General features: G+C 62.3%; 9 protein-coding genes. 3 read left to right on the forward strand and 6 right to left on the reverse strand.

The genetic code is table 11. From position 1 onward, the window contains the following. From O1Y97_RS04485 to O1Y97_RS04500, 4 genes are all read right to left on the reverse strand, one after another. Positions 1-2799 (reverse strand): DUF1156 domain-containing protein, encoded by a 2799-nt coding sequence (locus tag O1Y97_RS04485; protein ID WP_318763243.1) that lies wholly within the window; start codon positions 2797-2799, stop codon positions 1-3. 76 nt (positions 2800-2875) lie between these two features. Continuing rightward, positions 2876-4558, reverse strand: coding sequence for a DUF262 domain-containing protein (locus O1Y97_RS04490; RefSeq protein ID WP_318763244.1), 1683 nt, complete (start codon positions 4556-4558; stop codon positions 2876-2878). A gap of 10 nt (positions 4559-4568) precedes the next feature. Next, on the reverse strand, positions 4569-8072 hold the full coding sequence (locus tag O1Y97_RS04495; protein ID WP_318763245.1) for a helicase-related protein: 3504 nt from the start codon (positions 8070-8072) through the stop codon (positions 4569-4571). A gap of 21 nt (positions 8073-8093) precedes the next feature. Further along, entirely contained in the window at positions 8094-8978 is an 885-nt protein-coding gene (locus tag O1Y97_RS04500; protein ID WP_318763246.1) for a WYL domain-containing protein, read from the reverse strand. Positions 8979-9172: 194 nt separating this feature from the next. Here O1Y97_RS04500 and O1Y97_RS04505 point away from each other — a divergent pair, with 194 nt between their 5' ends. From O1Y97_RS04505 to O1Y97_RS04515, 3 genes are read left to right on the forward strand one after another with little or no spacing between them, the layout of a single operon-like run. Beyond that, the gene (locus O1Y97_RS04505; protein ID WP_318763247.1) at positions 9173-11830 is read left to right on the forward strand and encodes a PD-(D/E)XK nuclease family protein; all 2658 of its coding nucleotides are present in this window, start codon (positions 9173-9175) and stop codon (positions 11828-11830) included. Next, a complete protein-coding gene (locus tag O1Y97_RS04510) occupies positions 11830-15216 on the forward strand; it encodes a UvrD-helicase domain-containing protein (protein ID WP_318763248.1) in 3387 nt (1128 codons plus the stop codon). The genes O1Y97_RS04505 and O1Y97_RS04510 overlap by 1 nt, the downstream gene beginning before the upstream one ends. Positions 15217-15231: 15 nt before the next feature. Continuing rightward, on the forward strand, positions 15232-18024 hold the full coding sequence (locus tag O1Y97_RS04515) for an ATP-binding domain-containing protein (RefSeq protein ID WP_318763249.1): 2793 nt from the start codon (positions 15232-15234) through the stop codon (positions 18022-18024). 60 nt (positions 18025-18084) lie between these two features. Here O1Y97_RS04515 and O1Y97_RS04520 read toward each other — a convergent pair whose 3' ends face one another. Beyond that, positions 18085-19938, reverse strand: coding sequence for a HipA domain-containing protein (locus tag O1Y97_RS04520; protein ID WP_318763250.1), 1854 nt, complete (start codon positions 19936-19938; stop codon positions 18085-18087). 310 nt (positions 19939-20248) lie between these two features. After that, positions 20249-21139, reverse strand: coding sequence for a plasmid partitioning protein RepB C-terminal domain-containing protein (locus O1Y97_RS04525; protein WP_318763251.1), 891 nt, complete (start codon positions 21137-21139; stop codon positions 20249-20251). Positions 21140-21141 lie beyond the last annotated feature (2 nt).

Raw genomic sequence — 21141 nt, forward strand, 5'->3', positions numbered from 1 at the left:
TTAAATATTCAGGCGGATCTGACGATCGCCACTCGTGTCGTGGATGGCTGCCGCAGCCTTCGTCAACTCGGTCCAGTCGGCGATCAAGGCGTTGTAGGCCGTGGCTTCCTTCGCATCCTTCCGCTTGTTGGCGCTGATGTCGTAAAGGCAGTAGGCGAGATCCTTCACGGCCTCGGCCTGTGTGTTGATCTTCTTCAGCAGGACAGCGGTGTCGTGGGAGATGCCGTCCTTCTCGTGCAGACGGACGAGATGCTGGAGGCACTCCCATACCGTCAGGTGACCGTCGTCTTCCGGGTCCCAATCGTCGTCAAGTTCATCGCGTGAAAGGATACGGACCTTGCCGGCAGCGCTTTCGACGATACCTGCGTGCTTGACGCTATCGACCGAAATACCGCGCGCGCGGGCGAGATTGTCAGCTACGCCGTAATCACCCTTACCGATCCCATTCTGCTCGAACCAGGTGATGGCAAAGCGGGTGTCTGCGTCAAATTCGCCCTGGATGCCGCCGAGATACTCATCCAGTTCTCGATTGATGAGCTGAAGCGCAGTCTTCACGCTCATCGGACTATCATCGGATTCGAGGACGGCCATATAGCGCGAGAACACGCCCATGCCCGGGCCGATAGCCGATTGCGGCATATCAGCGGGAGCGATGTTGGCACCTTGCAGCTCGGCAATAGCTGGTGGCAGTTCCCGTTTTAGGGCGCGGATGAACTCGGCGCGAGTGATGACCTCGGCAGTAGCGTCTTTCTTTCGGCAGACGAGGACAACCGAATTGGCGAGCGCGTTGGTGCCAGAGGCGATCATGCGGTTGGCCATTTCCGTACGCAGCGGCCACGTCCCGACGACCGCGTAGCCCGCCTCGACTACGGCCTGTAGAAAGGTGGCCCAACCAGTTGAGCTAATCCCTTCCTGCGCGACCTCGCTTTGCTTGAAGGCATAATAGATCGTTGCGGGGAAACGCTCGGATGATTGCCTAGCCATGTTGGCGATTGCCTTGCTCATACCCTCGAGGAAAAAGGCCTCCGCTGCATCTTTCCCGCCATGGCGGTAGGGGGTGGCGACCAGCTCTTCCGACTTGGGTGTGGCAATGCTACCGAAAATTTCCGGGTATACTGATCGGATAACCGGCTTCAGCCAGCAAAAGAAGAAATCCGACAGGTCAGCATAACCGATATTGTCGTAGTAGGGCGGATCGGTAGAAATTACGGTTTCCGGCGGATAATCGACGGTTTGAGCATCATGTTGGAGTTCGGTTCCTCCCGCAGCAGTCACAAGCGCAGCGAGGGTTTTCACTCCCCATTCGATGCAGTTCAGCCAGTTTCCGGTTGATGAAGAAAAGGGGTTTGCCTCTGTAAAGTCCCAAGTCATCGGAAGCGCTTGCCGACCGAACGTGTTTCGAATGATTTCGCGGCCATTGTGCCATGTGGTTATTGACGAGTGATAATCAGCCGCCTTGGATATTCCGAAGGCCAAATACACACTCACCGCTTCGGCATAGGCCTTGGTGCCCTTGCCGCCATCTCGCAGTGCGGTCGGGTCCGAGGAGAGGCCAGCCCTCTGGGCGTCGGCCTCAATCTGCGTCCGCACCTCATGGACCAGATCGCTGAAGGTGTTCAGCGCCACCAACTGCCGGTCGGTGAACAAGTCGCCAAAAGTTTCCATTCCGTACGCTGGCGGAGAAAACCAGCGTGGGTTCTTGGGCTGACGCTGTTCAGGCTTCCAACTCGGTCCGGCAGAAAAGGCAACGGCTTCATGCTCGGCAGACGGCGAGACATAAGCGCGGCCACCTTTACCTTCGCCTACTATCGCAATGAGAACTTGGCCCAGTTTGCCAGATTTCGCAGCCGAAGTGATATGTTTCGGCGTGATGGCCGTATCTGAGATGATGCAACGAAAATTTGCGCCGCGTCCAGCCTTGGTGCCATCCTTTGCCGCAGCCATCCCGGCCTGGGTACCGCCATACCTGATCCGGTAGGAGATAGTCTTGGCTTGCTTGTCAATTATAGGTTCGACCCAAGCTTCCTTTCCGGCTTTACTGCTGAGCAGGAAGCTCGACGCGATCGGCACCTGCACATCCGCAAAAGCCGGGTCTGGGCTTGGCACTGTCCGTGCCCAGATCCAGGCTATGGCAGTTGTCTGGCCACCTCCGATTTCCTTTGGCTGGTCCACCTGAGGATAAAGATGCCCGATGCGCTCCCAAGCCTTTTCACGCATCCATTCGCCATAGAATTTGACATCCTCGGCCAGGCCCTCCGCATTGCGGTAGAATTGCCGGTCCTTAACGCCAGGATGTATTGGCTTCTTGTCCTTGAACTTCGGCGGAATCTCGATCATCGCCTTGCCGATCATCACCGCGACCGGGTTCAGGTCAGACCCATAAGCAGGCAGGCCGAGGCGCTGCGCTTCAAGCGGAATCGACCCCCCGCCCGAGAATGGGTCATAGACCGGCGGCAGTTCGTCGCCGCAGCTCTTGCGGATTTCGGCGCGCGCGCGTTCCAGTACCTCCTCGTTGGTCGAGTTTTCCCACTTCACCAAGTCTTCGATGATGGCGAACAGGCGCTTGCGCTCGACCTCCTGCGCTTCGGGCGTGGGGAAATTTTCGAGGTCGCTCGACGGATCATCGACAAGCTGCGCGAACAGCACCGCGCGGCACGCCGCCAGCGGCCGTCGCGCCCACCACAGGTGCAGCGTCGACGGATGCCCATGCCGGATCGACTTCTCGCGCGCCGACGCCGCGTTGATCGCTTCCAGAGGGATGGCGACCTCGATGAGTTTCTTCTTGTATGCTGCGGTCATTGACCTGACTCTTTCATTACTATTGCTGGCGCGGAATTCCGCCTGCCTTGTACGGCAATGGCATCGTAGACCTTGGTCACGCGATGATCCCCGTTTCGCAGAGCTTCAGCATCTTCTCGCGTACACTTTGCGCCCGCTTCTCCAGAAATTGGCTGTAATCACCCGTCACCATTTCATCATAGGGAATAAGATGGCTGGATAGGCGCTGGCGTACCTCGGCCTCGCCAAGCGGCGTTCCTCCGAGCCGCTCCGCAAGATAACGCTCCGGCTCCTTGTCGGAGATGTTCCGATTGGTCTGCCAGGTCACGAGCGCGCAATTCAGCGACCGATAAATCTCTGCATCGGAGATGCCCTGCCTTGTCAGATGGGCGTCCGGGAACAGGTGATGGTATTCTCGCTTGGGCAGGTTGGCCCGGCTAACGGTGCTACCATCGGCCAAATCAAGGCCCCCTTGGTGAAGGGCAAGCGCCAGAATAGCCCGGCCCAGACGGTCTTTGTTCGTCGGCCATCGCGCCGCAATCAGTTCGTCCGTTTGAGGCAGAGGATATTGGGCATCATCGAAGATGGCAGGCTGCTGCGCATCCGTGTCGGCAATCAGCGTCCGCAGCTCAAGGTAGTCGGCAAGCGCGCGCGAGTTCGTCGATTTTTCATAACGGTTGGAGAAGAATGCCCGCCACAGATATTTGCGCAGGATGGTGCGAGCGCGGCCTTCTGCGTCGAGGCCCTGCGGCGCACCAGCCCACAATGCGGTCAACACGGGCAACACAACGTCGGTGGGGAGGCGCTTGGCGTCGAAGACGCGCTCCTCCTCCAGAAACGTCACTGTCCGCTGGACGCCGCTGACCAACTCATCCCAATGCGCCAGCAAGGCTTCGCCGAACCCCTTGGCGAGATAGGTGGCATTCGTCGGTGGTCTATCCTGAAGCAGTGCGCTCGCATACAAAACGAGATCTTCCGGCTCGTAATAGGCGACAATGCCGGGGCAGGCTTCCCGGCAAGCGCCCACCAGTTCGTGCAGCGATTGTCCCAGCGCCGCTTCGACCTGCGCAACAACGACATCATAGGTGGAAAGTGGAGCAGCGGATGTGTTCATCTTGATGAATACATCGAGCGCCGTATCCTTGCTGGTCGAGACCGGAAGCGACAGATAGGGCATATTGAACGTCGCGAAAGTTTCACGAACTTTCGATCGGATCTCGCCGACTGTTTCCCGCTCGTCGGCGTCCTTGATCGCCTCCCTGGCCCAAAGTTTGTAACGATCGTTGGCCGCGTCTCCCGGCGCGCACAGATCGAGCGGGATCATGCGACGACTCCACAACTGTTGCGGATCGTTCGCCCAAAATGGCCGATATTCCTTATCGCCCGCCTTCTTCCAGCGGCCGATGGAGTCAACATAGTACGGCATGCCGGATTCCTCATCCTCAGTGAGATAGAGGAAATAGGTCCGATCCTCGTAGTTGTTGTGCAATCCGCGCCACAGCGCCGTCAGACGTTGCTGGCCATCAAGCAGATGCTCTGTAATCCTTTCCCCCTCATCGGGAGCACCAACGATTGGTCGGGAGATGAAGGGTTCCTCATTCCCGATTTCCAAGATCAGAACGGCGCCCAGCGGAAGTCGCCGGAGGATCGTGTTGAACATCTGCGTGACGTTGGCATGTCCCCACGCCTCGAAACGCTGGAACCGAGGAAGCACAGTCTGCCGCGTCCGCACTCGAGAGAACCAGTCGGGCAAAAGCCTGTTTTGCGCATTTATTGTCATTTACTGCCCCTCATGCCGGTGCGGTCGCGCGCTCGAGGAGCCGCGGTAGATGGAACTGAATTGCCGTTTCGAGAAATGACGGCTCCCGCTCGACGAGCGGCCCACGCAGGTAGCGCGGCTCATGAGCGAAGCCGGCGTTGACGGCGACGATCGCCAGAATAAACTTCTCCGGCTCGTGCAGCGAGGTGATGACCTCCTGCCGCGTGACCATCACGCTGTCCGCACCGTCAATGCGACCCTTGACCTCGATGAAGCGCAGATGCCCCGATTTCGGATCGTATGAGGCGATATCGTAACCGACCTTCTGGGCCGATACGTCGGCCGGTTCGTTACCTAGCGTCCTCTCGGCCGCCATGACGGCTGCCATCGCCGCGAGCTCGATCTTCCGACGTGCTTCGGGATCTTCCGCGAAATGGTTCGGGACGGTTGGTGCCTGACGCGCGTCGAGCAATCCACGCGGGATGACGACCATGCCGCCCCGCACGCGCGGCGGCTGCGATGAGATGAACCGTTCGCGTTCAAGCTGGTCCATGCGCCGCTTCTGGCGCTCCGCCAAGTCTTCAGCCCGGCGCTGGGCATTCTGCCAGTTCACCCGCATTTTCTTGCCGGCGCGCTCCTCTTCCTTCAGTTCGAAGGCGCGCGAGTCCCAGTAATTGATTTCCTTTTTGAGGCGCGCGCGAACTTCCTGCTCGACCTTCTCGATTTCGGGGACGCGCCGCGCCTTCACCTCGGCGACATGGCCCTGGGCCAACTCCACCGTTGCAAAACGGATCGCGGCCTTCTCCAGATCAGTGACCAGCCAGCTTTCCTCCAGAAGATCGCGCACGCTGGCGGTCTCCTCCGGCTTGGCAGGCCGCAGATTCAAATGCGGGGCAATGCCGGCGTTGACGACGCTTCCGGCCTTGTCGATGGCGGCGAACTGGAGTCGCTGTGAAATTACATGCGGCTTGCCGGCGCTGGTGACGCGACCGTCCTGGACGCTGTGTTCCAGCAGGAAGATCGCCGACATCGCATCGCCCGCGTCGGTGTCATCCACCAGGATCGCACCCTGTCGCATGATCTGCTCGTATTGCTCGCGGATCAGGCTGATCACGGCCTCGAGCAGCGGATGTCCGGGGCAGACGAAGGCTGCGACCGGCTGCTGGTTGATCTTGTCCTTCTCGAAGCAGATCCGCTCATACTGGGTTTGAATCGGAGCACCGGTCCCAATCTGGCGATCCCGCTCGCGGATGCGCACAGGCACATGGGTGATCTCCCAGCGCCCCTCTTCGCGGCGTTTGATCTTACCGCCCAGATGCTGGAACGCCTCGACGAAGAAACTCTGGATGTGATGCGGTTGAAGACGCTGCGCCTCGGCGCGCTCCATTTCGAGCCGCAGTTCCTCGACCCTGGCTTCCGGCATAGTGTCGTTGGTCAACGCCCGCCGCCGCAGCAATTCGAGCAGATGCGCCTGGTCGACGGCGCCGTCGACCTGCTGGAAAAGGCGCGCCTTGACCTCTTCCTGCTCGCCATACTGGATCGCCTCGAACAGCAGGTCCTTGAGGGGCACGCCATCGAACAATTCGCCGAGCACGTCATAGACACGGCCGCCAAGCGCTTCGCGCGCCGCCTCCAGTTTTTCGAGCAGCCGTGCATAGACCTCACCCTCGCGGGTATCGGCCGCGACGAGATTCCACAGATGGCAAACCTCCATCTGACCAATGCGGTGGATGCGCCCGAACCGCTGCTCGATCTTGTTCGGATTCCACGGCAGGTCGTAATTCACCATCAGGTGGCCGCGCTGAAGGTTCACGCCTTCGCCCGCCGCGTCGTTGGCAATAAGGACCAGCATGTCCTTGTCCTGCATGAAGCGCTCGACGACCTTGCGCCGCTCTTCGCGTGACACGCCACCGTGGATCACTTCCACGGCCTCGGGATTACCGAGCCGCGCCCGCACCTTGTCGAGCAGGTAGTGAAGTGTGTCCTTGGGCTCGGTGAAGATGATCAGCTTGCGACGATTGCCAGCAGCATCGATCATGAGATCATCGTCGAGAATACGATTGAGCTGGCTCCACTTCGTATCCACGCCTGAGCGAAGCACCTCGAGCGCCATCGCCTCCAGACCCTTCAGCGTCTCGACTTCGAGGGCGAGTTGCTCGACCGTCTCGGCCGTCGTCGCGCCCGTCGAGATCAGATCCTCAAGCTCGTCGATTTCCTCCTGACCATATTCGTCAATGTTGCGCAGAATGTCGGCGTTGATCGCCGGTTCTCCCATGCCGGCCCGACGCCCCTTGGATGCGAGACGCGCCTCACCCAGCTCGTTCTCTAGCCGTTCGCGCCGCCGCTTGAGCGACTGATAGATAGCGGCCGGCGACGAGGCGAGGCGCCGTTGGAGGATCTGCAAGGCGAAACCGACATTGTTACGCTTCTTCCCATCCCCCTCCGCGAAGCGCTGAACGCGGTTCATTTCGGTGCGCACATATTCGGTGACGGCGGTGTAGAGCGCGGCTTCCCCTTCGGAGAGCTGATATTTGACCGTGCGCGCCCGCCGCTCGGGAAAGAGCGGCCGCCCGTCGAACTTGAGCAGTTCCTCCTTGGTCAGCCGCCGCATCATGTCTTCGGTATCGGCATAGTGGACGCCATCGCGGAACCGACCCTCGAAGCGATCGCCATCGAGCAGCGCCATGAAAAGCTGGAAATCCTCTTCCTTGCCGTTGTGCGGCGTCGCCGACATCAAAAGCAGGTGCCGACAGACTTGGCCAAGCTTCTGGCCGACTTGATAGCGGCGGGTATATTTGACCTCGCCGCCGAAATAGGTGGCTGACATGCGATGCGCTTCATCGCAGATGATCAGGTCCCATTCCCGCGCACTCATGAGCTTCTCCTGAAGCTCCTCGTTGCGCGCCAGCACGTCGAGACGGACGATCAGCCGGTCCCGATCGCTGAACGGATTGCCCGACCGCGAGTTCTCGATCATGTCGCGAGAGAGAATGTCGAACTCTAGATTGAACTTCTGGCCGAGTTCGTCCTGCCACTGCTCGACCAGACTGCCCGGCGCAACGACGAGGCAGCGTTCAAGATCGCTGCGGGCGATCAACTCCTTCATCAGCAGGCCAGCCATAATCGTCTTGCCCGCACCGGGATCATCAGCAAGGAGGAAGCGCAGCGGCTGGCGCGGCAGCATTTCGCCATAGACCGCTGAAATCTGGTGCGGCAACGGCTCGACCAAACTCGTATGAACCGCCAGATACGGGTCGAAATAGTGCGCCAGCTTGATGCGGTTGGCTTCCGTCACCAGGCGCAGCAACGCGCCGTCAGCATCGAACGACCACGGTCGACCGTTCTGCTCGACCTCGAGACGGTGCTCATCGTCGCGATAAAGAACAGCCTCCGCCACAGAGCCGTTGTGGTCGCGGAAAACGACGTTGATCGCCTGATCGCCGATCCAGTCGACCGAAATCACATGCACAGGCTGCGTCGAAGCGACACCCCGCACGGACGCGCCGTTCTTTATCTCCTCAAGCCTTGCCGCCATTGCTCAGATCCCCCCAGTTCTTCATAGCTGAAGCTCCGCCTTCTCAAGCGCGACTTCCGTTTCCTTGCGGTTTATTGTTACGATATGCTGTGTATGGGCGCTCTGTTTCGCAGCGTCACCAAGCAAACCCAGACGCTTCAAAACGTAAAAGAGCATGGCGTAGCGAACCGCGAGCACACCGTTTCCCTGGTCCAGCCCATAATCCTTGGCGACGACCTTCTTCTGGCTCGCCGTAAGCCCCGGATGCGGGCCGATGATGACATCGAAATAATTGTTCCAGAGCCAATCCCGATCACCGGCCTCGCCAGGCTCGCCCTTCGCACCAACGTCGAGGATGCGCGGCAGCAGGAAATCCTTGAACTTGTGTTCGAGGTGGCAATAGGCCCGCGCGTGCCAGCGGAAACCATCGTACCCGAAGGCATGCGGCGTGATCCGCCGCCAGGTGGGTTCGGGCCGCAACTTGTTCATCGACTGGTAGAAAACGTCGACGGAGACGCCCTCCCGGCTCGCGTCGAGAATCTTCCGCAGAACCTTAATGTCGATGTCCCGCCTGGGGGTCAGCGCCACATCGGCGCTGGGGAGCGCTGCGATCCACGAGTCGCTCGCGGGCACAGCCCCCTCGGCAACCGAGCGTAGCTGCGACAGATAGATGTAGGGGTCCGGCTCAAGGAACCGCAACACGAATTTTTCGGCGGCAACGTAGCGCTTAGCGCGGGTGTCGTACTCTATGTTGCCGGGTGCCCGCTCCTGATAGAGCGTCAAATCCTTGGACGCCTGCGGGACCGATACCCCGAACACCTCGACAAGGTCAGCCCGGTTGATCGAGCCCTCCCAGAACAGCCGAAACTCGATGAATTCGAGTCGGCGTCCCACCCCCCATTTCAGCGCTGTCCCGGCTTCCGCCATGTGCCTTACCTTGCCTTTATGAGGATAAAAACTATATGGACAACTTGTCATCTTCCGTGTAATTATTATTCCCATTATGGGGTTTCGTCAATGGTCGATCGGTCACAGTCAGCAAGAATGCCGCGGCACGGCTTGATGGCTCAGATCGCTCGCGCGGCGCACAGCCCTGAGCAAATCCCGGAAGGAGGACAGCCATGACCATCGCGCATCGATCCACCTTGGTCGTTCACGGCCGCCTCGCCATGCGGGAGAGCCGCCTTGCGGCGGGGCGCGCTGGTCGGCACGGCCTCCAGATCATGTCCTTCGAACAGGCCGCCGTCCGGCTGGCCGGCGGTTTTGTCCGCCCGATCGATGACGAGAGTCTGCGTGCGGCCATCCAGGTGGCCCTGTCCGCCACGCCGATGGGCGAACTGGAGAGCATCAAGACGTTGCCCGGCATGATCGATGCAGCGGCTGATACGCTGCACAAAGCCTGGCGCGCGGGCATCGACCTTGCCGCACATGCGGCCGATGACCATCCACGCCTCGCCGCCATCGCACGCCTGGAGGCGGCCGTCCTCGGCCAGCTTCCGTCCGGCATGCTGCGGCCTCTCGACATCGCCGCCGCCGCAACTGAGCGCCTTGCCCATGCGCCAGCGGTCCTTGGTCCGATGGAGATCGTCGGGCTCACCGAACTCTCGCCGTGCTGGCGGCCACTGCTCCAGGCACTCACCGCCCATATCCTCGTACAGTGGACGGCCGGCCCGAGGAGCGTGCCCGCGTGGCTGGACGGCACGGGCATCGCGATCTCGCGCGCACCGGCGCAAGCGCCGGCGGTCAGCGCCGTCAGCGCGGCAACAGCCTATCACGAGGCCATCGAGGCGATGCGCTGGGCGCGAGGCCTGCTCGCTTCAGGCGTCGCCCCCTCGGAGATCGCCATCGCGACCGCCTCGCCAGCCGACTATGACGATCATTTCCTGGCTTTGCGCGCTGACGCCAACATCGACCTGCACTTCGTCCACGGCGTCCGCGCCGTAACCGCCCGCGACGGTCAGGCTGCCGCAGCGCTTGCCGACATCGTGGTCCGCGGTCTGTCGCAGTCGCGATTGCGGCGGCTCGCAGCGCTCTGCCGGGGCTGTGGACATTTCGAGTCGCTGCCCGAAGGCTGGTTGCGTGTCCTGCCAAGCGACGCGCCGCTCTCGACGCCCGGCACCTGGAGCCGCCTGCTGGCGCGGTTGGCGGCGGACGACTGGCCCGATGGTGCCGACCATACCCCCGCTTTGCGCGCGGCAGTCGAGACGCTGGCGAAAGGACCAGAGGCCGCCGGCGAGATCGGAGAAGCCTTCCTCAAGGGCCGAGCCCGCGCGATCTGGCGCAAGGCACTGCTCGGCGGCCCCGCCGCCTCGGTCGATGCGACGCTCGAGACCCTGAAACAGGACGATGGACTGGAAGCTTCCGTCTGCATCGCCTGGATGCCGGCCAGTGCGCTTGCGGCGTCGCCCCGCCGCTTCGTGCGGCTGCTTGGCCTCAATTCATCTCGCTGGCCGCGCGGGATCGCAGAAGACCGGCTGATCCCCGACCATATCATCCCGACGCCGGTGCTCGATCCACTGCCGGTCAATCTCGCCGACCGGCGCGATTTCGAGACGATCCTCGCCACGACGGACGACACCGTCGTCCTCTCGCGCTCACGGCGCGACAGCGATGGACGCCTCCTGGGTCGCAGCCCTCTGCTCGCCGGACATGGCGAGGAGACCTATCTGCGCCGCAACGCGTCGCCGGCGCACGCTTTCAGCGAGACCGACCGCCTGATGGCCCGCCCCGAGGAATTCGTCGCCGATCCGCAAGCAGTCAGCGCGCAAGGCTGCTGGCGCGACTGGCGGCAGGTGGAGATCACCTCCCACGATGGCCTGGTGCGGGCGGACCATCCGCTCGTCCTCGCCATCCTCGGTCGGACCCAGTCCGCCAGCTCGCTGTGCCGATTGCTGCGCAATCCGCTGAGCTTCGTGTGGGTCTATGCGTTCGGATGGCGCGAACCCCAGAGCAGCGCCGAACCGCTCGTGCTCGACGCGCTTGGGATCGGCGATCTTGTCCACCTGGTTCTCGACCAAGCCCTGCGCGACCTCGAAACCGGAGACGGCCTTGCGGCCGCCGACGCGCAGACCATCGAAGCCGCAGTGGCGCGGGCCGCGCAATCCGTCGCCATCGACTGGGAGAGCGAACGCCCGGTTCCGCCGGCGGTCATCTGGGGGCGGACCCTCGACGACGCCCGCGTGCTGGCCAGCCGCGCCCTATCCTATGGCGATGACCTTCTGCCAGGCGCGCGTTCCTACGGCGAGGTTCCCTTCGGCGGCTCGCAGCCGAAATCCGACGCGGAAACGCCCTGGGATGCGAGCGCGCTGGTTACGATTCCCGATGCCGGCTTCAATATCGCCGGCTATATCGATCGGCTCGACATCGCGGGCGACGGCAAACGCGCCCTCGTGCGCGACTATAAGACTGGACGCCCGCCGCGCGGTGACATCCGATTGAACGGCGGCCGCGAGCTTCAGCGCTGCCTCTATGCGTTCGCGGTCAAGGCGCTGCTCGGTGATGACGTCACGATCAGCGCCTCGCTGCTCTATCCGCGCGATCCCGTCGATCTCCAGCTCGACGATCCCGAGGCAGTGCTCGTGGAGATCACCGGCTATCTGCGCGCGGCACGAGCAAGTCTCGCCGGCGGCGCAGCCCTGCCTGGACCGGATACCGGCGGCGACTACGACGACTTCGCCTTCGCCCTGCCGGCCAACGCCAGCGCCACCTACTGCAAACGCAAGATGCCGGCCGCCACGGAGCGGCTCGGCGAAGTCACTCAGGCCTGGGAGGCGGAATGATGAGCAACGTGTCCAAAGTGCTGATGGACGATGGCGCGCGCCGCCATGCGATCAGCAGTCATGATCGCTCCATCCTGGTCGAGGCCGGCGCGGGTTCGGGCAAGACCGCCGTTATGGCTGGGCGCATCGCCGCCATGCTTGCCGAAGGCGTTTCCCCGCGCACCATCGCCGCCGTCACCTTCACCGAACTCGCCGCAAGCGAATTGCTCTCGCGTGTCCGCGAGTTCGTCGCCGACCTCTCAGCCGGCGTGATCGCAACCGAACTGCGCGTGGCGCTGCCCGATGGCTTGTCGGAGACCCATCGTCGCAATCTCGCCGCCGCCAGTGCCGCGATCGATGAAATCACCTGCTCGACGATCCACGGGTTCTGCCAGCGCCTGATCAAGCCCTATCCGGCGGAGGCCGACATCGACCCCGGCGCCGGCGTGATGGATCGCAACCAGGCCGACCTTACGTTCCTCGAGATTGTCGATCGCTGGTTGCGCGAGCGCCTGTCTGGCGGCCAAGGCGACATCCTGGCCGAGATGGTGCTGCATAGCCCCGGCGAGACGGTGGCGCTGATCCACAAGATTGCGGAAAACCTGCGCCGCCGCCCCACGTTGACGGCCCGGTCAGTCTCTCCGCTTGACGGCCACCTGACAGCGTTCCGGCAGGCTGCGGCGGATTTTGCCGGCTTCATGGATGGCACGGCGGTGGCCGAGCCGGAAACGGTGATGATCGTCGAGCGGCTGGTCGAAATGGCCGCAACCCTAGCGACGGCTCCTGGCACGGCGACGCCCGCGGGCCTCGTCCAACTCCTGACCTCGCGGCCCCACCCGGACCTTTGCACCAAATCCGGCGCCTTCGCTTCCTATCGCAAGAAGGGAAAATGGGCCGCCTCCGCCAAGCAGGCTGGTCTTTCCAAGGCCGACGGCGATCAGCTGAACGACGCGGCCGAGACCCACTACGCCGCCTGCTGCGATGCCTGGACCACGCTTGTGCAGGCCGCCGCCGGCCATGCCCTCACAGCGCTGATCGACGAGGCGCATCCCATCCTGCAACGCTATCGCGACCACAAGCGCGCCAGCGCCCAGCTCGATTTTGACGATCTGATTTTCGCGGCGCGCGCCTTGCTTCGCGATCACGATGCCGTCCGCCGGGCGCTGGGAGAGCGTTTCGCCCATGTCCTCGTTGATGAGTTCCAGGATACAGATCCCCTGCAAACCGAGATCTTCTGGCGTCTGTGCGGCGAGCAGGTCGATGGCGATGACGACTGGACGCGGTTCCAAATCCGGCCAGGCGCGCTCTTTCTGGTGGGGGACCCCAAGCAGGCGATCTATCGCTTTCGAGGCGCTGATGTCGGCGCCTATGTCCAGGCGCGTGACGCCTTCCGCGCCCAGGACGCCGACAGCCTCCTGTCGATCTCAACCAATTTCCGCTCCTGCGCCTCGATCCTCGCCTTCGTCAACCAGCGCTTTGAGGCAGTCCTTTCTGCCGATGGACAGCCGGGCTTCACCGCGCTCGACCCGTTCCACGATGACCGGGGCGGCGTTTGCGTAGCGGCCCTCGACATCGCCGTGGCTGATGAAAACGGCAAGGCCAGCGCCGAACAGCAACGTGACGCCGAAGCTGGCGCCATCGCCGAGCTTTGCGCCCGGCTGATCGAAAGCCAGCCCATCATCGACCGCCGCAGCGGCGCAGAGCGCCCCTGCCAGCCGGGTGACATTGCCTTGCTGGCGCCAACCGGCGCGGAGCTGTGGCGCTATGAGGAGGCTCTGGAGCGGCGCGGCATTCCCGTGGCGACCCAGGCCGGCAAGGGGCTGTTCCGCCGCCAGGAAGTCCAGGACCTGATCGCTCTGACCCGCGTCCTGGCCGATCGCCGCGACACGCTCGCGCTCGGCGCGTTGCTGCGCGGGCCTCTGGTCGGCCTGTCCGAAGAAGAGCTGCTCGACATCATTTGGGGGCTTCCCCGTTCAGAAGACAAGCCTGACCGGATTCCACGCCTCGACCTCGGCATCGACCCGGCCGTCATCGCGCACCCGCTCGCGCGCGAGGTTATCGAACGGCTGCAATCGCTCTCCCGGCGCGGCAACAGCACGACCCCGCACGAATTGCTTTCGCAGGCGGTGGACGTGATGCGCGTCCGTCCGCTTCTCCTCGAACGGCATCGCGGCCAGGCGGAGCGCGCGCTCGCCAACGTCGATCTCTATCTCAGCCTGTCGACCAGCTACGCCGTGCGCGGTCTGCGCGCCTTTGCCGAGGCCATGGCGACGGCGTGGTCCGACGAGGCCCGCGCCGTCGAGGGACGACCCGATGCACAGGAGGAAGCGGTCGCGCTCTTCACCATGCACGCGGCCAAGGGGCTGGAATGGCCGATCGTCATTCCGATCAATACTATGACCGGCGTGATGGCACCCGAAAGCGCCGTCCTCGACCGCCAGACCGAGACCTTCTATTGCCCGGTCCTGGGCGTCTCACCCGAAGGCTATGACGAGGCGCGCCAAGCGGAAAAAGAAGAGTTGGACCGCGAACGCATCCGGCTCTGGTATGTCGCGGCCACCCGCGCCCGCGAGCTTCTCGTCCTCCCCCGGCTCGACACCACGCCGTCGAAATCGGCATGGATCGGTCTCGTCGATCTGTCGCTCGCCGAACTACCCGGCCTGGATGTCTCGCATCTGCCCGCCGGTCTCACGGCTGCGGGCACGGGGGTAGACAACGCCCAGACACGCGCGAGCTTCGCCGCCGAAGCTGAAATGATCGCCGCGGCGCAGACGCGGCTGACCTGGCTTGCACCCAGCCGCGACGAAAACGCCGTCGGGGCGGTACTCCGGAAAGAAGAGGCGTCCCTCTGGACCGGCTCGGCTGACGACCAGCCCCCCGAACTGGAAGCCGTCGCCCCGGTGCAGGGAGGCCGGGAGCGCGGGCTGATCCTCCACAAGCTCATCGAAGAGGTGCTGACCGGGGAAACCCCGGAAGCCGAGGCGACGCTGATCGCGCGGGCGGCCGACCTCATCCGCTCGCTTGGCCGGTCGCCTGTCGCCGATCCAGCGACAGGGCTGTCGGCCAACGAACTGGCGGTCTGTGTCGCTCGCACTCTGGCTCTGCCTGACATCGCGGCCTTGCGACCCGGTCTCCTGGCCGAATTTCCCGTCTATGCCGCCCAAGCGAACGACGGCGTGGAAACCGCGACGGCTGGAATCGCCGACGCACTGATAGTTGGAGAAGATGGCCGTCCAGTCGTCGTGGTCGACTGGAAGAGCGACGTGAACCCCGACGCTCAGACTCTCGATCATTATCATGCCCAGGTGCGCGCCTATCTCAACATGACCGGCGCCGAACGCGGACTGATCGTGCTGATGACCTCGGGGCGGACCATCGAGGTTCAGGCTAGTGCGTCAATTCCGTGACATGAAAAAGCGACATTGAGGCTAGACCTGGCCGCCGCGAGTAAGGAAAGTCAAAATCCTGAGATAGTTATTCTGGATTTCGGGCAACTGGCTTGCCAAGATGAACGTCCATTGGGGGGAATGGCTTTGAGTTTGAATATCGACGAACGCGCTAGCGATATTGCAAGAGAAGCTTTGGCCATCTTCGATCGCGTTGCGACAAGCGCAAGGGCGGAACTGTCGCGCTTCAAAGGGCCGTCGGCCGAAAGCCTCGCCCCCTTGAATACGCTCACCACCGAGAAGGCCGTCGCGAAGCTCAATGAAATCGGCCGCGAGATGCTCAACGGTCACCAGATCCTTTCGCGCGAACCGGCCATCGCCAGAGTGATCGCGGCTGACGAATCTGACAAAACAACAACTTTCTACATTTCCCGTTTCGCACCCTCCGGTTTGCTCAATGCCGGGGTCCGTTTTGCCAGTTACAACGCTCCAGTTGGTCGGCTCGCGTCGCTCCGTCCCGGCGGGTATATCGATGTGCCGGGCGGCTCACTCGAAGTGGTGGAACGGACCGTGTTTCACGCAGAGGCCTTGCCTGCCGGCTGGGACTCCCGGGACACGATATTCGAGGCTGATGGCCAGAAAACCATCACTGTCGTGTCATTGCTGCGCCTGCTTTCCGAGCGCGATGCCCCCGCGGATGCGTTGGACGAGATCGAGCGGATGCTTAAGGCCGCCGAGGTCGATGATAACGTCACCATAGGGCGGAAGCGCGGGATCATCGACAAGATGCAGCTGCGCGATCAGGCGGTGCTGGATGAATATCAAGATGCGATATTCCGATTGTCACTGGACTCGCAGCTTCTGATTCTTGGTCCTCCGGGGACAGGCAAAACGACAACGCTCATCCGTCGATTGGGGCAAAAGCTCGACCCTCACGGCCTCAGTGACGATGAGCAGAGCTTGATCGACGCTTCGCCCTCGTCACTGCCGCACGCCCAAAGCTGGATCATGTTCACTCCGACTGATTTGCTGGGACAATATCTGAAAGAGGCATTCAGCAGAAACAATGTGCCCGCGCCGGACCTGCGGATCAAAACGTGGATCGGACATCGCAAGGAGCTTGCCCGCAATCACCTCTCAATTTTGCGCACAGCAAATGGCGGCGGGCCCTTCATTCTGAAGGATGGCGCCGCCACGATCACCCCGGATGCCGTGCAGTCACCGATCGAGTGGTTCGAGCAATTTCAAGCCGAGCAGAACAGTGCCTTTTGGTCAGGCCTGGAAGGTGCTGCGGCAACCCTCACATCGGCCACGGACGCAGAAATCGCAAAGCTTGGTGATCGCCTCAGCGCGGCTGTTCAGAGCGCCCAGATGTCCTCCGCTGCAAGCGGCATCTATGCTCTTGTCTCGCTAAGCGAAGACGTTCGCCGCGTCCTTGGCCGTGTTCGAGCCGACGTCGACAGCGTGCTGAAAACCTCGCTTGCTCGGGCGCAGGCTGGTGCGCGCACGCAGGGCCAGAATTTTTTCGAGCAGCTTATAGCCTTTCTCGACACCCTGGATGACCAGACTGATCAGGCCGACGACGATCTCGATGACGACGAGGAGGTAGAGGACGAGGAAGAGCGTCCGACGAACAAACCGGCTGCGGCGCAACGAGCCTATTATGCGGCCCTGCGATTGCAAGCGCGCTCAAAGGCACGTCGCCGGTCAACGAGCTCCCGCAGCGCGCTAGTTCTCGGCTGGATTGGTGATCGAGGCTTAACCGATGCCGAGGCTAGCGGATTGGGCGAACGATTAGGCTGGCAACTGTCCCTAAATCGATTCAGCGCGCCAGTACGTCAGTATCTGAGCAAGGTTCCTGCTCGATATAGGCAGTTCAGGAGGGGTGAGCGCGGCGGGCGTTGGTATCCGGACGCGAACCCGGGCCGCGACCTGCACCCCCTAGAGGCAGACCTTGTTATTCTGGCCATGCTGCGCGCCGGCAACGCGCTGTTGGCAGACAATCGGGTGCGGCGGAACATCGAGCGATCCGCCTATGAGCCACTTCGCGCGATGTACGACATCCAGCGCAATCAGATTCTCGTGGACGAGGCGCCCGATTTCTCGCCGGTACAGCTCGCCTGCATGCGAGCGCTAGCGATCGAGTCTATCGGGTCATTCTTCGCATGCGGTGATTTCAATCAGCGAATTACAGATTGGGGAAGCCGAAGCGAGGACAGTCTTCGGTGGGTTGAACCATCCCTCCAGATTCAAAGAATTTCGATCGCCTATCGGCAAAGTCGTCAGCTTAACGATCTGGCTAAAGCGTTGGCAGACCCCGCCAGCGGAAACCTGTCCGACGCTGATTTGCCGGAGGACGTGAACAACGATGCTGTGCCGCCAGTGATGGCCTCCGGTCTTTCCGAGCCGGAGGACGTGGCTCTCTGGCTCAGTCAGCGCCTCTCCGAAATTGAGCGATCAGTGTCTCCGCGGCCGCTGCCTTCTATCGCGATTTTGGTGCACGAAGAAGCCGCAGTTCGCCCAATAACAGATGCCCTGAACGCGGTCATTGAAGATCAGAACCTCCATGCGGTCGCTTGCGTTGATGGAAAAATAATCGGCCGGGATGATGAGATCCGCGTATTTGACGTTCGTCATATCAAGGGCCTCGAGTTTGAAGCCGTTTTCTTCGTCGGCGTTGACCGATTGGCAGCATCGGAACCGTCACTGTTTGAGCGCTATCTCTATGTCGGCGCTACGCGCGCAGCGACATATCTAGGTATGTGTGCTGACGACGTGATCCCGCCGGCATTAGCCCGTCTCAGCGATCATTTTGGTGAGCGCTGGTAGCCAACTTCTCATCCCGACCGGTACCTGGCGAGCTGAGAACCTCAGATCGCCACGACTAACCTAACCCGCATCGCCGGCGAGCGCGGTGCAGCGTGCGCTGGCAACAGCCAATACCTGGCCTTGGACGGTAGCAGCTGCCTCGGCCTCCGCCGCGAAGGGTGGTAGCCGGACGGTTTCGACGGCTTGTGCGAGGCTGCCGATCAATTCGGCAATGGCCGTCTCCGCATCGCTTTGGGTCACGCCGATCGTGCGCGCCAGCGTCATGAAATCTCGGCGCGTCAGCCGATCATCCTTGCCGTTGAGCTTGAGCGCAATGCGATCGCCGCCAAGACCCGGGAATACCCGCGTCGTGACCGCATCATAAAGCGGTGCGAAACGAACCGAGGTGAAGGCCTTGGCAGCCGGTTCGGCGATTTTGAGCAACGCGAGGTTCTTGAGGTGCATGTCGCCATCGGCGATCAGCCAGGCGAAAACCGCGCGGCGGAAGAGAATGTCGAGATCGGCCGCCGGGTCGGTCGACAGCGGCCGTAGTCCGCGCGCCATCCGCTCTATCGTCCCATCATATTTGGCCGAGGCGGGAAGATCCAGGATCGAGCAGAAATCTTCAAGCGCGATCCGCCTCTGATCGTCTGGCCCCTGGCGGATATCGAACCGCTCCACAACGAGCGCGGGAACCATGCCATCGGGCATCGCAGTCAGGGCTACGTCTGGCGCTGCAAAGCCGACGGCGCGACCAAGTTCAAGGCAAAGCCATTCCACGATCGGCAACATCTCGAAGCCAGCGGTGCCGGCGGGTTTCAGGATATGGGTGAATGGCAGATCGATGGCCGGAAGGAGTGCGCCATCGGGCGCCAAATGCATCGGTGCCTTGATCTGTACGCCAGACAGGCGCGGCGTCTCTGCGCGCGCGAATATGCGTGCGAGATTCTGCTCGAAACTCTCCTCGATCGCGCCGCGCGTCGGGCCGTCATAGCGGCCGGTAAAGCGGCCTGCGTCGACAAAGCCGTTGAGCTTCGTCGTGAGAATGTCCGCCGGTAGCGCCGCCAGCTCATCGCGGGCCTCGACCACGGTGATGTTCGACATATAACGCCGCCCACGCTTCAAGGCCTCGCGCTCGTCGCGCTCGTGAAGCACCTGCGCGAGCCAGCCTTCCGGTAAGAGGGATTCGACAAAGGCCGGAAGTTTCCCGGGCGTTGTCTCCCGGACAAGCGCCGGCCCTGAGCGCCGGGCCGGCTTCCAGCGCCACTCAAAGCCGTCATGGGTCAGGCGGCCGAGCGGCTGGCCATGCCAGGCGATCACCAGATCCAGCGCCGCCTTGTTGACGGGCGCTTTGGCCGTGCCCGGCTGCGCCAGGAGGAAGCGTTCAGCACCTTCGCCTTCGCGATACCAGCCATTTTCCCGCGCCAGCGCCCAGACTGCATCGGTGGCATCCTTGGGCGTACCATGCTCCTCGACGAGGCGCGCGGCCATCTGGACGCGCATCTCGGTAGTAATGGCGCTGGCATGCTCGCTGCGCAGGCGAAAGGCTTCCAAAAAACGCTGCCGGGGTGAGGATGCGTCGATGCGCAATTCGCCCAGATCGTCACCGATCACCGCTGACGCGGTCGAAGGATGCGGCGGCGCTTCGTTCTGGACGATCTCCAGGCTGCGCAGCCTCGTGCGCTGGTTGCGCCTGCCACTGATAAAGAGTCGGCCATCAGGTGTCGGCGCAAGCAGCACCGCGCTCGCCGACGACAGATAGGCATTGGGATAGAGATAATGGGCGATGCGGATCGCATGGTTCGCTATGGCGGCGTCTGCATCAACATCTTGATCGACATATATGCCGCGCACGAGCTGGACGAGCTCGCCAGCTTGCGCGCGCTGGTGCGCGCGCTTGGCATCGATCGTCTCGCCAACCAGATGGATAGTCATGGGATTATCTCGCATTTCAGATGCGTGATAATCCCACGGGTCGACGCAATGGGCAAGAATTATCTCGCATCTCACATGCGCGTTAATTCCGAAGGAGCGAGTGGAGCGCGCCGATGGGCTCCGGGCATCGGCGCGCTCCTTGGACCATCATGCCGCAATCACGGCACGCAGCCAGCCCTATGACGGCTGACCTAGCGGGCTCCGAGCGGGTTCGCCGCCATCCCCGCCGCCGCCATTGATCCGCCCCATACGACGGCTTCTCCGACGGTCCCGGCGCTTTTGGGTCCCGGTCCCCATATCACGCATGCTGTCAGGCGGACATCGACTGGTCGAGCGATGTAGCCTGAACAATGGCGCGGAAATTCTCCAGAAACTCCGGCTGACGACGCTCCAAAAAGCCCTCGATCTCGGGTTTGGAAAGGAGCCGTTCGATAAAGCCTGAGGCAACCACCAGCACCAGCATGTCGTCGCCGTAGGACGCTTCGAGTGCCTTATAGTCCTCGCTCACCGACGCCATCTCGCGCTCAAGTCGGGCCATCTGTTCGGTCGACAGGCCCGTCGCTTTCTTGATCTCATCGGGCTTGTGCAGATCGACAGGCTTCGACGTCGCGAGCAGCGCCTTGGCATAACTTACCGTGTAATTGTTTGCCGACACCATGAGCTCGGCCACCTCAAGCTGCCGGATGGGTTTCATCTTGCGCAGCTTCTGGAAGGCGTGATGCCCTACGGGCTTGTCCTTGAGCAGCTCGGCGACATCCGGGCTGATCCCGGACAGCAGGTGCCGGCGCTGCCGGATCACCTTCACATCGACATTGAGCGCGCGCGCCAACTTCTCCTCGGGCACGCCGCGATCGAGCGCGCGCACGATCATGTAATGCTCCTGGATCGTCGCGAGACGGTTCACGCGCTTGTTGTAGGTGAACGACTCATCGTCGTCGGCCACGACGCAGGCCGCCTCAATCGCACCCAGAAATCGCAGGGCATCAAGCCGCATATGGCCATCGAGCAGCAAATAGCCGCCACCCTTCTGCCGGGCAATAGACAGGGGTTCGATCAGCCCGACCTCGGCAACCGACGCGGCGATCCGGCGGTATTTGACCGTCTCGCGCACCCCCGCCGGCAAACCCTTGGTCGGGAGCAAATCGGCGATCGGCTGGATGATGATCTTGCGCTCGAAGGCAATCTTGACGGGATCCACCATGG

This window comes from Aminobacter niigataensis (assembly GCF_946995915.1).
Taxonomy (GTDB): domain Bacteria; phylum Pseudomonadota; class Alphaproteobacteria; order Rhizobiales; family Rhizobiaceae; genus Aminobacter; species Aminobacter niigataensis.

Coding starts and splice junctions, on each gene's coding strand:
- O1Y97_RS04495 (WP_318763245.1), bottom strand. CDS start 8,072: ATGGCGGCAAGGCTTGAGGAGATAAAGAACGGCGCGTCCGTGCGGGGT.
- O1Y97_RS04505 (WP_318763247.1), top strand. CDS start 9,173: ATGACCATCGCGCATCGATCCACCTTGGTCGTTCACGGCCGCCTCGCC.
- O1Y97_RS04510 (WP_318763248.1), top strand. CDS start 11,830: ATGAGCAACGTGTCCAAAGTGCTGATGGACGATGGCGCGCGCCGCCAT.
- O1Y97_RS04500 (WP_318763246.1), bottom strand. CDS start 8,978: ATGGCGGAAGCCGGGACAGCGCTGAAATGGGGGGTGGGACGCCGACTC.
- O1Y97_RS04490 (WP_318763244.1), bottom strand. CDS start 4,558: ATGACAATAAATGCGCAAAACAGGCTTTTGCCCGACTGGTTCTCTCGA.
- O1Y97_RS04520 (WP_318763250.1), bottom strand. CDS start 19,938: ATGACTATCCATCTGGTTGGCGAGACGATCGATGCCAAGCGCGCGCAC.
- O1Y97_RS04525 (WP_318763251.1), bottom strand. CDS start 21,139: ATGGTGGATCCCGTCAAGATTGCCTTCGAGCGCAAGATCATCATCCAG.
- O1Y97_RS04485 (WP_318763243.1), bottom strand. CDS start 2,799: ATGACCGCAGCATACAAGAAGAAACTCATCGAGGTCGCCATCCCTCTG.